Source organism: Bradyrhizobium sp. AUGA SZCCT0160 (genome assembly GCF_018130105.1).
In the GTDB taxonomy this organism is placed as follows: Bacteria; Pseudomonadota; Alphaproteobacteria; order Rhizobiales; family Xanthobacteraceae; genus Bradyrhizobium.
The window spans coordinates 23756-38368 of sequence record NZ_JAFCMD010000017.1 but is presented as its reverse complement, the minus strand read 5'-3'; the positions used below and the strand labels follow the sequence as shown (position 1 = coordinate 38368).

12 protein-coding genes are annotated in these 14613 nt (G+C 60.3%); 6 read left to right on the top strand and 6 right to left on the bottom strand.

From position 1 onward, the window contains the following. Positions 1-31: 31 nt before the first annotated feature. Genes JQ558_RS24795 through JQ558_RS24785 form a run of 3 tightly spaced genes read right to left on the bottom strand, consistent with a single transcriptional unit; the run spans position 32 to position 2929 of the window. Positions 32-1030, bottom strand: a complete 999-nt coding sequence (locus JQ558_RS24795; RefSeq protein WP_212214912.1) for an SIS domain-containing protein — start codon at positions 1028-1030, stop codon at positions 32-34. A gap of 11 nt (positions 1031-1041) precedes the next feature. Further along, positions 1042-1986: an N-acetylmuramic acid 6-phosphate etherase gene (locus tag JQ558_RS24790; protein ID WP_212214914.1), complete on the bottom strand. Its 945-nt coding sequence runs from the start codon at positions 1984-1986 to the stop codon at positions 1042-1044. Between the two features lie 19 nt (positions 1987-2005). Then, complete coding sequence (locus JQ558_RS24785; protein WP_212214868.1) at positions 2006-2929, bottom strand: BadF/BadG/BcrA/BcrD ATPase family protein; 924 nt, start codon at positions 2927-2929, stop codon at positions 2006-2008. 112 nt (positions 2930-3041) lie between these two features. Between JQ558_RS24785 and nagA the strand changes: the two genes are divergently transcribed. After that, positions 3042-4223 (top strand): N-acetylglucosamine-6-phosphate deacetylase, encoded by a 1182-nt coding sequence (nagA, locus tag JQ558_RS24780; protein ID WP_212214873.1) that lies wholly within the window; start codon positions 3042-3044, stop codon positions 4221-4223. Next, positions 4224-5426, top strand: coding sequence for an aspartate kinase (locus JQ558_RS24775; protein WP_212214876.1), 1203 nt, complete (start codon positions 4224-4226; stop codon positions 5424-5426). It abuts the gene before it with no gap. Between the two features lie 1971 nt (positions 5427-7397). Here the strand turns inward: JQ558_RS24775 and JQ558_RS24770 are convergent. The 3 genes from JQ558_RS24770 to JQ558_RS24760 form a co-directional block, all read right to left on the bottom strand. Further along, a complete protein-coding gene (locus JQ558_RS24770) occupies positions 7398-7568 on the bottom strand; it encodes a hypothetical protein (RefSeq protein WP_212214879.1) in 171 nt (56 codons plus the stop codon). Between the two features lie 1637 nt (positions 7569-9205). Beyond that, positions 9206-9715 (bottom strand): hypothetical protein, encoded by a 510-nt coding sequence (locus JQ558_RS24765; RefSeq protein WP_212214882.1) that lies wholly within the window; start codon positions 9713-9715, stop codon positions 9206-9208. 317 nt (positions 9716-10032) lie between these two features. Next, on the bottom strand, positions 10033-10185 hold the full coding sequence (locus JQ558_RS24760) for a hypothetical protein (RefSeq protein WP_212214885.1): 153 nt from the start codon (positions 10183-10185) through the stop codon (positions 10033-10035). A 223-nt stretch (positions 10186-10408) separates the two neighbouring features. On the opposite strand from JQ558_RS24760, the gene JQ558_RS24755 reads away from it, so the two are divergent. The 4 genes from JQ558_RS24755 to JQ558_RS24740 all read left to right on the top strand — a co-directional run bounded on the left by JQ558_RS24755 (position 10409) and on the right by JQ558_RS24740 (position 14608). Next, positions 10409-10744 (top strand): DUF1236 domain-containing protein, encoded by a 336-nt coding sequence (locus tag JQ558_RS24755; RefSeq protein ID WP_212214916.1) that lies wholly within the window; start codon positions 10409-10411, stop codon positions 10742-10744. Between the two features lie 320 nt (positions 10745-11064). Further along, on the top strand, positions 11065-11409 hold the full coding sequence (locus JQ558_RS24750) for a hypothetical protein (protein ID WP_312014599.1): 345 nt from the start codon (positions 11065-11067) through the stop codon (positions 11407-11409). Positions 11410-11686: 277 nt separating this feature from the next. After that, a complete protein-coding gene (locus JQ558_RS24745; protein WP_212214888.1) occupies positions 11687-13324 on the top strand; it encodes a peptidoglycan-binding protein in 1638 nt (545 codons plus the stop codon). A gap of 363 nt (positions 13325-13687) precedes the next feature. Beyond that, a complete protein-coding gene (locus JQ558_RS24740) occupies positions 13688-14608 on the top strand; it encodes an NAD(P)/FAD-dependent oxidoreductase (RefSeq protein ID WP_212214890.1) in 921 nt (306 codons plus the stop codon). Positions 14609-14613 lie beyond the last annotated feature (5 nt).

Sequence of the window (14613 nt, the reverse complement as noted above, 5' to 3'; positions counted from 1 at the left end):
TTCGGCCCGGCAACCAGCGATTAGTCAGCTGTCAAAACGTCTGGGTAATCTTGCTCAGGCGAGGGGGGCGATCCGGGTTAAATCCGGAAGCGCGGGCTGTGTGTTCGATCATTCGATAAGCCGGAATGAGCATGGTGATCGGGTCGGTGGCGGGATCATCCTCGGCCAACCAGGACAGCGAGCCATGCGGTCCGCCGCATAGATGTAGCGCGACCTTTTGCTTTCGCAGTTCCTCTGTCAGGGCGTCGACCGAGGCCGCCGTTTCGTCCATGAGGCGCATCATGACAACCGGCGTGCGCCATGATAGCGCGGCGCGCGGTCCATGCTGCAGCTCGGCAGCGCTCAGACCAATGGAAGGTAGGCGCAGGACTTCCGAAAGTTTGAGGGCGATCTCCCGCGCCGAGCCTAGGCCTAGGCCTCGCGCTGCCACAAACACAGCTGATGCCTTGGCGAGATCATCGGCAATCTTGAGCCAGTCGAGCGCAAGTGCGCGGTGCAGGCGCTCCGGCAGCCTGTCGAGAGCTGACCGAAGCGCAAGATCTTCCGCCAGTTCGGCAACAAGTCCGGCGCCAGCTGCCATCGAGCCTAACACGGTCTTGGTCGCGGCGACGGAGTGCTCCTGGCCGGCGTCGATCGGAATGACGAATTCCGCTTCGTCAGCCACTGGCGACGACGTCGCATTGACGATGGCGATGGTGCGGGCGCCCGCGGCGCGCGCCGACTTGGTCGCCGCGACAAGATCCGGGCTGCGCCCGGATTGCGAAATGACGATGAACAGAGCATCGCGCAGCATCAACCGTGTCCGAAATGCCGTGATCACCGAAGGGGCGCTGGGCGAAACGGGGAGACGAAGCCGCGTCTCAATAAGATATCTTAAGTAAACTCCGGCATGCCCAGAGCTTCCCCGGCCGCATACGACGCACAGGGGGACTGAGCCAATCCCAACTCGCTGTGCGATGTCGCGCGTGGCGGAGCGGGTACGAACAATTTTGGCGACGACATCTGCGCTTTCACCGATTTCGCTCGCCATCGCGGAAGTGGTCACGGCGCAACGGCTCCGCCTTGCTTGTGCGCAGCCCCTCCTTTGGGATGCCGGTCATGATCCCTGGCGAGTTCAGCAAACACTCGCCGCAGGTTGCCGTCACAGCTTTTTAAAATGGTCTCGGCATCAACCCTGTCGACGCCCAGCGCCAGAAGGCCTGCCGTCTTGATGTCTCCCTCGGCCTGCTCAAGCCAGCGTGCCGCATGCGACGGATCACATTGCGCGATTTGCGCCACCATGGCCTCGGCGCGCCGCTTCAGCTTGGCATTGGTCGGCTGCATGTTCACCATCATGCCACGGTACACCCGGCCAAGGCGCAGCATGATACCTGAGGAGATCAGGTTGAGCACAACCTTCTGCGCGGTGCCCGCCTTCATCCGCGTGGAGCCCGCGATTAGTTCGCGGCCGGTCTCGATCAGGATCGGAAACTTTGCCGACGTCAGCAGTGCGGTGCCGGGATTGTTGGCAACACCGATCGTCACTGCACCGAAAGAGCTTGCCTGCTGTAGGGCGGCGACCGTGAATGGCGTTGTCCCGCTGGCGGCCACGGCGATCACCGCGTCGTGCGGTGTGAGCCGCGTGGCATTGATCTGCGTGACCGCATCGTCGACGTCATCCTCGGCACCCTCGATGCTGGTGACGAACGCGCTGTCTCCGCCGGCGACGATGAAGCGGACGCGCTCGCTGGGCCAGGCGAAGGTCGGCATCAGCTCGGCGCCGTCCTGAACGGCCACCCGGCCCGAGGTGCCGGCTCCGATATACACAATGCGTCCATGATCACCCAGCGCCGCCTTGGCCGCTTCGGTCGCCGCAGCGATCGCGGGAAGGGCATGGCCGATCGCTGCGACTGCCGCAAGCTGGCCCTCCCACATAGCTTCCATGGCTGACGTTAGCGACCATGCATCAAGATCGGCAAAACGGGGATCGACTTCTTCGGTGGCCATTTCGTTGATCCATTCGCCATCAAACGCGGAACTGCGAAGCCTGTTCATGGTCAGTTTCTCTCTTAGGTAGGTCAAGTCGCCGTCGTGCCACCAGTAACGCGCCGGCCGCCGCATCCGCGTCAGGACACTTCAGGCGGGCGCGCAGGTCAGGCGTCAGCCAAGGCGTAATGGCATCCGCGAGCCCGCCTACCAACGAGAGCCGGTCAATTCCTCTCGCCAGGAACAGATCAAGCAGATCGCCAATGGCATCCGCCGCGCGTTCGACAACGCGACGGCCGACCGGATCGCCCTGATTGGCGTGCCGCATCACGATCGGCGCGAATGCAGCGTAGTCTGTGGCCCTGGCTTCTTCAGACCAAGCCACCGCCTGATAAGGATCATGGTCGAATGCGCCCAACACCTCTGAAAGCAACGGGGTCAGCTCGCCGCGGCGATCCGCTGCCCGCAGCGCCAGTCGAACTACCTGCAGGCCGATGTCGGCCCCGCTGCCTTCGTCCGACACGGGAAAGCCGTAACCGGCGAGACGGATTTCGCGGCCGTGGATCAGGCCGACACCGACCGAGCCGGTGCCGGCTACCACGATGGCCCCGTCCGCGCCGCTATGGGCGCCGAGACAGGCCGCCAGGCCGTCGCTGATGAAGATGACGGACGCAAAGGGATGCGCGATCTTGTTGAGCGCCGCTTCGGCGCCCCGGCGGCCAAGACCGGCAAGGCCAATTCCGGCGTGCATCCGCGCGAAATCCTCGCCCGTCAGTCCGGCCTGTGCGGCTGCCGCTTCAGTGGCCTCCATGATGGAACGCCAGGCCTTCTCGAAGCCAATTCGCGTCGTGGCAGGCCCCGAGGTGGCTAACCCGAGTACGTTGCCGTTTTCGTCCTCGATCCGGGCGCGGCAGCGGGTTCCACCGCCGTCAATGCCGAGATACATGGTACCTTTTGTTTCCATGGAAGGTTAACACCAAGGTTTCGCTCCGGGTCCCTCCCAAAGACCCCTAGTGAACATATGAGTCTTGTACTCGCCCCACGAGTTCGTGACTGCCACTCTCGGATCAACACTAATGGGCCAGGTTAGTTCTTCCTCTCTCACGATTGCCGCGCAGCACATCTTTGATGGTGCCGACATGCGCGGGCCGGGGTCGGTCAGGATCTCGCAGGGGCGGATTGAAAGCATCGCCTTCGGCCAGGTGGAGGCGCACGCCACCATCCACGCTCCCGCAGACGCGATCCTCGCACCCGGCTTCATCGACATTCAGGTCAACGGAGGCGGGGGCGTTCTTCTCAACGATCAACCAACGGAGGCTGGCGTTCGACGCATCGTTGACGCGCACCGCAAGGAGGGCACCACGGGCTGCTTGCCGACCCTCATCACCGATCGCAGCGAGGTCATCGAGCGATTGGCTGCAGTCGCCCAGGCTTGTCTGAAGGTTCCCGGCGTTCTCGGCTTTCATCTGGAAGGACCGGCCCTCAACAGGACTCGCAAGGGCATTCATCCGGAAGCCGAGATACGGGTGCCCGATCGGCGCGATCTCGCCGCGATCAAAAGTTTTGGAGGCCGCGGCCGCTCCGTCGTGACCTTGGCCCCGGAATGCGTGCCTGCATCCATGATCGATGAACTGATCGGCGCCGGATTGCGTATCGCGGCCGGCCACAGCGACGCCACCGCAGCCGAAATCGGGCAGGCGGTCGATCACGGTCTCTCGGGGGTGACCCATCTGTTCAATGCCATGTCGCAGTTGAACGCCCGGGAGCCGGGCTTGGTGGGCGCTGCGCTTGACGATGACCGGCTGTTTGCAGGGATCATCTGCGACGGTATCCACGTTGACCGCGCCGGTTTGCGTGTTGCCTTCCGCTGCAAGGGACGCGATCGATTGATGCTGGTCACCGATGCCATGTCACTGGCGGGCACGAACGACCGGCAATTCATGCTGCAAGGAACGCCGATCACGTTGCACGAAAATCGCGTGACTGGCCCCGATGGTACACTCGCGGGCGCTCACCTCACCATGATCGAGGCGGTGCGCAACGCTGTTGCGCTGCTCGGAATCTCCCTTGTCGATGCCCTCATCATGGCCTCTCGGACGCCCGCGACATTTCTAGGTCTTGAGTCTGAGCTTGGACGAATCGCGCCCGGATACCGTGCGGACCTTGTCGCCTTCAGTCCGAACTTTGAAGTCGTCGGTACATGGATAGGTGGCGTCGGTTCGATGTCCGAGCCGAGCGAGACTTCTCACCGAGGTTAGATGCGCAATCATCCCATCATCGTGCAAAAATATGGCGGTGTCTGCCTTGAAACACCGGCGAAAATTCGCGCGGTTGCGCGCAGTCTCGCCGACCTCCATGGCCGTGGTCATCGTGTCGTGGCGATCGTCTCGGCCATGGGCAAGACCACCGACCAATTGATTGATATGGCTTATCAGGTAAGCCCGACTCCCAATCGACGCGAACTCGACATGCTGCTAACGACCGGTGAGCGCATCAGCATGTCTCTGATGAGCATGGCGCTTTCCGACCTCGGCGTGCCCGCGATCAGCTTCACCGGCAGCCAGGCCGGTGTGATGACCGACGGCTCCCATTCCTCCGCACGCATTGTGGATGTACGGCCCATTCGCGTGCGTGAGGAACTTGATCGTGGACGCGTCGTGGTGCTGGCAGGATTTCAGGGCGTGAACCCGGCGACCAGGGAAATCACCACCCTCGGCCGGGGCGGCAGTGACACGACGGCCGTTGCGATGGCCGCTGCGCTGAAGGCCGAACGCTGTGAAATCATCAAAGATGTCGACGGAATTTGTTCGGCCGATCCGCGCATCGTGCCGGAAGCAAAGCCCCTGCGGCAAGTGGACTTCGCATGCCTGTCCGAAATGTGTTTCTGGGGTGCAAAGATCCTGCATTTTCGCAGCCTGGAGCTGGCGCAAAGTCAGGATGTGCCTCTGGTTCTGAAGCAGTGGGGCGGCACTGAAAATAGCACTCAAGTAATGAAAGAGGTTACAGGCATGGAAGACGGAAAGATTCTGGCCGTTAACTCGATGGCTCGCATTGAGCACGTGGAGATCGATTCCCAAGATCTCCATCACGGTTTCGATAAATTCGCGCAGCATCTCAAGCGGAATGGCCTGTCCTGGCCGCAGCTCCTGGCCGCGAACTTCGCGGTTGGAAAAACCATCATGACCATGGCCTGTGATACAGAGTGGCTCGACGCCCTGTTGCTCACGCTGGAGGGAAATAAGGATCTGCGCCAGCAGCGCGAAGCCTCAAGTTCGGTGAGTCTCACGTGCTCCGGCGGCGTTTCGTCGGAATTGCCTTTCAAGGCGTTGCAGGTCCTCGGACTTCACGGGATTGTGCCCGACAAGTACGTGTTGTCGCCGCACTCTGTCAGTCTGCTTGTGCCTGTGGAGAACCGGGAGGCCGCGGTGAAGGCGTTGCATTCCCTTGTCCAGCAAACATAGGTTTGAGAAGCAGGGTCTGTTTATTGTTAGCTTCTAAGTCGGTAACGAGAATCACCGTGGCACAACGCAGACGCAACGCTGAGATTTGCGATGTTAGTGGTGAGAGCAGACGTGGTTCTGAGTGCTGTGATATAAGTTCTTCGCTCTCCCAACTTCATATCGAAGCGAACAATCGTTTTGATCCACTGAGCCTCTCGCGGCCCTCACAGGCTTGAGGTCTGTTAAGGGCTGGGGCGGACATCGACAGTAGCCGACTACGTCCGCTACGACGATTCGATTGGTTCTCACACCGACCGATTACACAAAGACGATCGAGTTGGTAACCGTGACTGATGCCTGCGCCACGGCTATTGCTTACCAACGTGCGGCCGGAGTCTGTCGAGAATGAGGAGATGCAAGAACTAGGGCCTGCAGCCGTCGATCTTCTCACCATGGCAACGTCAAGTACGACTGCGCCCAAGGAATGAGATAGCAGAAAGGGTCGGTCGACTAGGGCGGCGACCTGCACTCTTTTTGTGGACCCGGCGAGCGCAATGCTAATGAGAGAATACGCGTTCAACGAGTCCCGATACGCATCTAGATGCGGCCACGCTCACTTGCTTCGGGAGTTCCACCCGGTGACTTAAAGTCTCCGGATCTGCCGATTGTTGATGCCGGCCCATTCTTGGCCTCTATCCGAAAATTTTCGTTCAAGGCAAAGAATCCAGACAATACCGCAATGACCAAGCCGGCCAGCATTAGCAGTACTCTTCGCCGGGTCATCGACGGCCCCTGCACTGTTCCCGGTAACGGCGGCAGTTTCCTTCGCCCCGTTCACCCAGCTTGTCCTTATTGAGACAAGCCGCTTTCAATTCGCCGCACACGTCCCGGGCGACTGGTCTTTGGCAGGTTTCACGATAGGTGCGACAATTACCTTCCCCACGCTCGCCTAGCCTATCTTTGTTTTCACAAGCTTGGCGTAATTGCTCACATTGCCCGCCGCCTCGTCGGGCTCGACCATCGTCCACTCGTACCCCGCCTGGTTCAATTTCAATGGACCGCGAAAAGCCGGCGATTGGGAAAAAGAGAGCAGCCGCAGCTGTTATGCTCAATACGTTGCGCATAAGAAGGCCCTCGCTCTGAGAAAGCTTCCCAGGTTCAGGTGCCAATCCTTTCTGTCAGCTCATGCGATGCCGAGCGAGCAGTGCCGAGCTTTCGAATAATTCTATTTAGAATGTCCTGGATGGCCGATTGTTCCCGACTGGGCAAAATCTATGTGACGGCCGTGAATGCAGAACGACCGTGTAAACGGCATTGTGGAGGCTACTGGAGGCACAGATTGCCGTCTCTTCCCACTCAACAGTCGTCTTAAGTTCCGAACACGAAACTCGCGGAGCCCAGTTCAGATATTCTAATCACTTCCTCGCCGCAGTTTACCCCCTAAATCTCCACATCTAGCCTCTATCCGAGCGCCATTTCCCAAACGGATGGATTTAATGCGATCTCGCCACCGCTTTGCTTGCCGCCTTTATTTTTACCGTCGATTTTAATCAGGAACGTTTCGACGCCCAGAAGTGGGCTGGATCGCTTGTTGAAATTTCCACCGTTCCAAACATAGACCCAAACAAGATTGAAACCGACAACAAGGGTGTAGCAGTTTCGACCAGGTCGACGTCTTCTGACTCTGCTTCGCCGCTTTATGCCGTGCCTGTTCTAGACGAGACATGGGATCGCACCAACAAATGAAAGAGGCCACCATCTGAGGCGGCCCCTCAATCCCGGTTTGCGGAACCGGCATTATCGCATGTGCAGGCTTATCGATGGCTTCGACATTACCGGCTGGTGCACGGCGTCCACAGACGGCCGCCCAAGCCTTGCAAGTACTTTTCGGCGGCATCGATTGCCATACTAAGCATACTACCACCGCTGACGACATCGAGTTCGTTGATGCTCAACTCAGAGGCTTGGTCATGTCTCTCTCCTGCCGTTCCATTATTTATGAACGGGGTCAGTCGGGCGGTCGGTCGAACGGCGAAGGTCGCCGGGCCCTCCAAAGAGGCCACGAAGCCAGCTGATAATGCCCCCGGCGCTGATCGTCTCCAGTTCGGCATCCGTCAACGCGTCGATTTCCGAGTACGAAATTTCGTCTTTTGAATTGATCATTGCAGTTCTCCTGTTTGCTGGGGAGGGCATCCCTCAATCCGTGGTCGGAGAGTACCCGGGCTCCGTTGCACCGACTGTGCTGAACGTCACACAGACATCACACTTCAAATGAGGCCACTGCATTTCAAACTGGGCGCTTGGGCGGAGTTACCGTGATGCCGGCCTCGTGACATGCGAGGATCTGGCTGCTGAAGTAGCCGATCGGCAACCGCCTCGAGCGTCTCGGTCTCGAGAACGGCCTTAGCTTTGCATGGCCGTATTAGCCAGTTGAGCCCGATCTGAGCCGCTGTTCGTTCCTCATGCGTCACAATCCACGGCGACATGCATACTGTAGCCGACGACGCCGGAACCAAGGCCACTCGTCGCCATCGATCGACTGTCGGGATCGGCAGAGAGATTTGCTAGTCGGGCGCCGCGAGCATCTGCTTCTCATAGACGGCAATGATCAGGAGCGAGCCGGCCCAATAGCCACATGACCTCGACCTTGCGGCCGCCTCGCGCTCGAGCCGCCTGCTCTACTGCACCCGGTAAACAGTTGATGGCGGTCTAGGCATACGCTCTCTCACCTTCTTTCGCGACCAAACTATTGAGAGGAGAGGAACTGAGCCGCGCCAAATTGTTTTTTTTCTTATCGCCGTTCTGTTTGTTATCTTGCCGCCGGCTGACGCGGCATGACGGCGCGGCCCTCGGTCGTGCACTCGCTCATCAGCTTCCTTGTCCCCGAAGGAAATTCTAACCGAACGGGTGGCCGTCGCGTCCGCGCGTGCGCAGAAGCGACATTCCAACGGGCTGCGGCCTGCATTGGAGAAACCACCGAGACGAAGCCCAAGCCTCACTCCCCCAACAAGCAGCACGCTCTCATCGCAAGTACGGATCCTTCCGGGCGCGTCTCCGGTCAGTTGGTGGAACAAACCTTGACCGTCTTCAGCCGGTCTCGGCTTCCGTGCGCGACTTGTAGACGGTGCCGGAAGGGCTGACGATGGTCGTCTGACTTTTTTGTCGACGATCGTGCACTTGTTTGTCTTCACGTCTTGAGCGATGTAGAATTCGTCTGCCGCCAAGGCGGGAGTAGCGAATGCGCAATGATACCCGCCGCCGCAATCAATCTTTCATGAGTTTCCCTAAACGAAAGCCGGCGTTTTCGCCGGCGCGAGGCAACGGGAAATTCGGCATTCGTTTCTCGTCGGGGAACCTTGCCGGTCGCGTAGATCCGGTTCACGCCGCGGCATCGAAGGCCGCCGATTTCTTGCTCGCCTTCTGCCGCCCGCGCTCGATTCCGTCTTTGAGGCAACGACGAGGCCGCGCTATGCCGCACGCCGGTGGGGCCCTACAGCTCCATTCACGATTGCCTGAAACCTCCAGGAGTTTGGGTTTGAAAAGCTGGCGAGACGCCGGCTTCAATTTTCGGAGTTCCGGGTCTTCCTTGACGCTGCCGGGGTTAGAATTTACGGCAATCTTGAGTATGAGCGTCGACCTTAGGTCCTGAACAACTGAGCGTTGCAGCAACGTCCTCGGCCCAGAGCTCCCTCATTATCCGCTCCGCGTAGCGGAGCTCTCCAACAGAGGGCCCAGCGCGTCGCCAAGGCTCCGGCCCTATCGTTAACCGAGAACCTTGACCGACCAGCGAAACGCGGCGTCTAGTTGCCGAAGGACCCTCCACTTTGTCGGTGTTCATCACCACCAAATGCCAGTATGGGCGCGTCCTGGCGTACAGCCTGTTCTATCTGTTGCTGGCGTTTAGCTCTTTCTGCCTGCCACCTTGCTTTGCGTTCGGCATATCGCTTGCGACGTTCCCGCTGTTCCGCTTCAGCCATTCTGATTTCCATCTTCTGGACCTGCTTTTCGGCGGGCGGCTGGGCTTCCTTCACCGGCTGTATCTGTGGCAGTGTTGACGGTTGCGGCCCAACAGCAATCTGTCGCGGTGGCTGCGGCGCAGCAGCAATCTCTTGCGGCGGCTGCGCTGCCTCAGCAGTGGAGGGCAAGACTACTCGAGCTGGTGATGGAGGTTCCGCTGAAACTCGGTTCTGATACCCACTCGATTCCGTTAGCGCTGATTTGGCCATCATAAGCCCGCCGCCAAAGCCTGCGCTGAGGATGATGAAAGTGGTTCCCATCCCTGCGAAGAAAATACCCGCGTTAGATGCCATGGCGGCGTCTCCAGTGATAAATAATGAACTCAGGAATATCCGGATATGTTCCAGTCGGGAAAAACTGGTAACGGCCTCTATTTGAATAAGGGCGTGTGAGGTCGCATTCCTGGTTCATGAGGGGAGGCTGCGACGCGAGCGTCGGTGGGAAGCGCTGCGATCGCTACAGGGCGAGAAGGCGATCGGGCACTGAACCTTTAGACAAGGTGGGCCCGAGGCCGGCATGAGCTGCGTTGGGTTCCGTTGGACCAGGGGCCTCGTATTGGCGGAGATACTGCTGCGCCATCCGCCTTGCGGTGAACCTCTTCTCGAAATGCCTACGCACCTGACACCGATCGAGCTCGGAAAGCCTTCCAATCGCCTGGATGGCTCTGCTTCCCCGATACGACAAAGCCGGTGATGCCGTCGTCGACGGCCTCCGGCACGAGCCGGGCATCGACCAGCCACGCTACCTCGCGCGCTTTTTCCATTTTTTCCGTTGTCAATAATCCCGAAAGCGGCCGGAAGTTGCCTCGCCTGATGGCGTCCTAGAGAATGAATTCGATGAACGCCTGTTCATCCCGGCGCGATTTCGGTGGCGCTCAACCACACGGGCAGGCGAGCTTGCCCGTGAGCCCAAAGCGCTCCGACCGGGAACAAGTGGCAACGGCCGCAGTTTTGCAACTTGTCGCATTCAGCGGCTGGAGAAAATCGATGAGAAAATTGATCTTGGCGGCTGCGGCCGTCGCTTTGCTGTCGACCGGCGCAACGGCGCAGACCACGGTTACCACTGGCGCCTCGCGCGCCGCAGTTCAGATCGAGCCGGAGGCTCGTACCAGGATCAAGAGCTATGTGACTGAACACAAGCTTCGTCCGGTTGCGGTTAAGGAGCGCATCGCCGTCGGCGCAACCGTGCCGAACGATGTCGAGCTGGTGGCGGTGCCGTCCGACTGGGGGCCGTCGCTCACGAAGTATCGATATGTCTATTCGAGCAACCGCGTTCTGCTGGTGGATCCTGGCAGCCGCGCGGTAGTGCAGGAAATCGACTGACGTAAGCTTGCTGCCTGCGTTAGCAGGCAGCCATTTCCCAAGATCGCAAGCGATTCGCGATTAGAGGGCAGCAGTGGCCGTCGTCATGACACGCGTTGTGCGGGCGGTCGCAAGGACGAAGTGTGTTAGGCTCGTATCTTTGTCGTCGGTATGGAAAGGCGAGCTGCACGGCCGTTCATCAATTAAAATTCGGATGCCGCTCGGCTTCGCGCGGAACCCAAGCCGTCCTACCGGTTGAATGTTCCAAGAAAACAGGAAGGATTCGACCATGAAGAAAGCTGCATTGGCGCTAGCTGCGGCTTGTCACCATTGGCGTCACTGTGGCGTCGCCGTCACCAGCTGAAGCACGGTGGCGTGGTGGCTGGGGGCCGGGTATCGCTGGCGGCCTCATTGGTGCAGCCATCATCGGTGGCTTAGCTTCTAGTTCCTACGCCTATGGGCCAGGCGATGGATACTACGGCTATCCATACGCCAGGGGCTACGCGCCGGCCTATTACGACGGCTATGGCTACGGTCCTTATCCGTGGGGCGGCTACACAACCGCCTATTACGGCGGGTACGCGCCGGCCTATTACGGCTATCGCTACCGCCGCGTTGTTCGACCGGCATTCGCCTTCTACGGCGGCGCCTATCCCCGGCGTATGTACCATCGCCACCACTGGTGAACAGGCTCGTGCCGCCAGGCTGGCGCGCGATAGCTGGCGCCGAGCCTTTGGTTCTGGCCCGCTAAAAGCGATGATTTAACCTGGAACCGTGGTGTCATGGTCATGAGGCATCACATAGGTGCGTCGCGGCATGAAGTTTCAAAGCCTGTCACCGACGGAACGATCGCATCACCACCCGGTTTCTTCGGACACTCTCGCTTCTGGAAGCACGTCGGTCTGTCCGACACTTCATTCTCTTCGGTTGAAGAGCAAGCGAGCAACTCACGAGGAGGAGCAGATGACGAACAGAATGAAGAGCAGGTTTCTGATTACAACGGCGGCGTTGCTCGCCGGCGCAAGCCTTGCGTCCGCGCAAGGTCCGATTGGCGGGGCGGGCGGCGGCGCTGGCAGCGAAAAGGGAATATCGCAGAGCGCACCCGGCGCTTCGCGCAGTGAAGGCATGACGCAGGGCCGTGCGACGGAATCCCGGGAAGATGGCCGGGCCGAAGGTCCCGCTGCACGCGAGGCCGAATCCGGCCGCGCGCAACGCGATGAGCCTGGTATGCGTGACCGCGGTCGAGCCGAGGGCCCGCGCGACAGCAGCAACAAGGGTCAAGCCGTGGGTCAGGGACGATCTGATCGCGATGATGCGCGGCACTCGCAGGAGTCCAGCAAGGAACAGCGCGACACCAGCAAGGATCGGGCACAGCAGCAAGGTCAGAAGGACCAAACGGTGGGTCAAGGACGATCCGACCGCGACGATGCGCGGCGATCGGAGGATCGGACCCGCGACACGGGCAATGCCGATAGCAAGCAGGCCCAGCAGCCGTCTCGTCAAAACCAGAGCGGATCGGGTCAGAACGCCCAGGATCAGAATTCCAGCTCGGGCACTGGCCAGAATGTGACGCAAGGTCAAACGAACCCGCCTGCGCCGGGCCAGGCCGCTGCGCCCCAGCAGGGCCAGACAGCGCCTGCGCAAGGCCAAGCCGCAGCGCCTGGGCAGGGCCAGACCACGGCCGCCGGCCAGACGCAAACCCGCACCAACTTGACCGCGCAGCAGCAAACAACGCTACAGCAGTCGGTGCTTCAGGCGAGCAACGCCCCGCGCGTTAACGCGAACTCCATCAACTTCCAGGTCCACACCGGCGTGGCGCTGCCTTCCAGCATCTCGGTCGTATCGGTCTCGACCTATCCGGCGCTGATCGATGTGTTCCCTGCGTACCGCGACTACAGCTTCTTCGTCGTGGAAGATGAAGTCGTGTTCGTCGACCGTGACCGGCGCATTGTTGACGTGGTCCCCGCCGGCCCGCGGACGCGTTTTAGCCGCGGCGGAGGCGGTCAAGGCAGCAGTGCTAGTGTCGCCGCGGTCGACCTTCCGCCCGACGACATCCGGGTCGTGCAACGGGTGTTGATCGAGCGTGGCCTTCTGCGCGGCGAAGCGGACGGCATCCTGGGTACGCAGACCCGCGATGCCATCAGCGTGTTCCAGCGGCAGCAGGGCATTCAGGTGACTGGCAGCGTCGACGCCACCACAGTGTCATCGCTTGGCGTGTCCGGCCGGCTGAGCCAGCAGGCGAACCAGAGCATTGGCCAGTCTCAGTCGTCGACGACAGGCGCTCAGACGTCAACGAGCGGTCAGGGACAGGCCGGCACTAGCGAGGCTCAGAGCGGCCAGCAGCAGCCGAGCCAGCAGAACGCGGCAGGCCCCAACCAGAACCCTGGCCAGGCGGCGACTACACCTCAGCAGAACCAGCCGCCAACGACGACGGGCCAGAGCACCGTTCCAAATCAGCCGAACACGACGGGACAGGCTGCTGCTCCGCAGACGCAGAGCGGAAATCAGCCGACGGTGAACCAGAACTCGCCGTCGCAGTCAATGCAGGGGCCCGGTTCGTCACCGAGTCAGCCGGCACAGAGCGGCACGCCCAGCAGATAAATCGCAGATGAGTTAACGCCTTCGGGAGCTCCGCAATCGGCGGGGCTCCTTCTCTATCGGAAGGAAACTCTGTCAGCAGGTGCCGCGGCTCGCTGTCCGTGCTGTTGTTAATGACGCCTGCAGCGTTGCATCGTCTTGCCTATCACGGAGAAGATGATACCCGTTTTTCGAGATCGGGTCGAGGCTTGTAGTCGTTGCGGCGCTGCCGCTGGCTCTTGGTATTTCCGCCGACATCGCCGTCGTGCTTTACAAAATCACTGAGAGAAGCGACCTTTCCCTCCTGGGTGCGGGCGTGGCAGCAGTAGTCTTCGTAGTAGCTTGGTACCTGTACCTCTGTTGGCGCGAAAATGAGCAAACCCGGCAATGAAAAGGCTGTTGATGCAATTTGATGTTCTCATCGTCGGCGGTGGACCCGCGGGATTAAGTGCCGCGCTCATCCTGGGAAGGTGCCACCGGAAAGCGCTGCTCTGCGATGAGGGCCGCCAGCGGAATCTGAGCTCGCACGCCATCCACGGCCTAGTTGGACGGGAAGGGCGGTCGCCGTCAGATTTCCTTGACGAGGCGCTGGACGAGCTCTCACGCTATAAATCCGTCGAGGTACGCGGGACACGGGTCACCGATATCGTTCCTGCCGACGAGGCCTTTAAATTCGTATGCGCGGACGGGACGCATGGCACGGCCTCGAAAGTCCTTCTTGCGAGCGGGCTCGTTGACGAACTCCCGGAAGTTGCCGGGCTCGAACCCCTCTACGGGGTTTCGGTACATCACTGTCTCTACTGCGACGGTTTCGAATATGCTGGGAAGCAGGTAGCTGCCTACGGCAGGGGCGATAAGGGCGCCGAGCTTGCCATCATGATGAAGCACTGGATGCCCGATGTGGTGGCCTGCAGCGATGGTACCGAGGTCAGTGCGAAAGTGGTCCGGAAGCTCGAAGAATACAAGATTCCGCTGCGATCGGAGCCAATCCGCTACCTTGAAGGCGCGGACGGGGAGCTTGCCAAGATAGTATTTGAGAGCGGGCCTGAGCTCCGCCGCGCCGGTTTATTTTTTTCGACTGGCTGCCGTCAAGCGTCTGACCTGTCCGAAAGTCTCGGGTGCGCGCGTAATGAAAAAGGAGGCGTCGTCATCGATCCGGACACCGAAGAAAGCAGCGTCCCCGGTGTCTATGTTGCAGGTGATGTGTCCCGCGACGTCCTCCTCGTCGCGGTCGCCATAGCGGAAGGCGCTCAGGCCGCCGTTGCGATCAACAAGGCGTTCCTGAGGCGTGACGGATTTAGCGAATAGCATGC

What these genes read in the sequence shown, in the direction of transcription:
- JQ558_RS24795 (WP_212214912.1), bottom strand. Translation starts at nt 1,030, where the DNA reads ATGGCGAGCGAAATCGGTGAAAGCGCAGATGTCGTCGCCAAAATTGTT.
- JQ558_RS24790 (WP_212214914.1), bottom strand. Translation starts at nt 1,986, where the DNA reads ATGGCCACCGAAGAAGTCGATCCCCGTTTTGCCGATCTTGATGCATGG.
- JQ558_RS24785 (WP_212214868.1), bottom strand. Translation starts at nt 2,929, where the DNA reads ATGGAAACAAAAGGTACCATGTATCTCGGCATTGACGGCGGTGGAACC.
- nagA (WP_212214873.1), top strand. Translation starts at nt 3,042, where the DNA reads ATGGGCCAGGTTAGTTCTTCCTCTCTCACGATTGCCGCGCAGCACATC.
- JQ558_RS24775 (WP_212214876.1), top strand. Translation starts at nt 4,224, where the DNA reads ATGCGCAATCATCCCATCATCGTGCAAAAATATGGCGGTGTCTGCCTT.
- JQ558_RS24770 (WP_212214879.1), bottom strand. Translation starts at nt 7,568, where the DNA reads ATGATCAATTCAAAAGACGAAATTTCGTACTCGGAAATCGACGCGTTG.
- JQ558_RS24765 (WP_212214882.1), bottom strand. Translation starts at nt 9,715, where the DNA reads ATGGCATCTAACGCGGGTATTTTCTTCGCAGGGATGGGAACCACTTTC.
- JQ558_RS24760 (WP_212214885.1), bottom strand. Translation starts at nt 10,185, where the DNA reads ATGGAAAAAGCGCGCGAGGTAGCGTGGCTGGTCGATGCCCGGCTCGTG.
- JQ558_RS24755 (WP_212214916.1), top strand. Translation starts at nt 10,409, where the DNA reads ATGAGAAAATTGATCTTGGCGGCTGCGGCCGTCGCTTTGCTGTCGACC.
- JQ558_RS24745 (WP_212214888.1), top strand. Translation starts at nt 11,687, where the DNA reads ATGACGAACAGAATGAAGAGCAGGTTTCTGATTACAACGGCGGCGTTG.
- JQ558_RS24740 (WP_212214890.1), top strand. Translation starts at nt 13,688, where the DNA reads ATGAAAAGGCTGTTGATGCAATTTGATGTTCTCATCGTCGGCGGTGGA.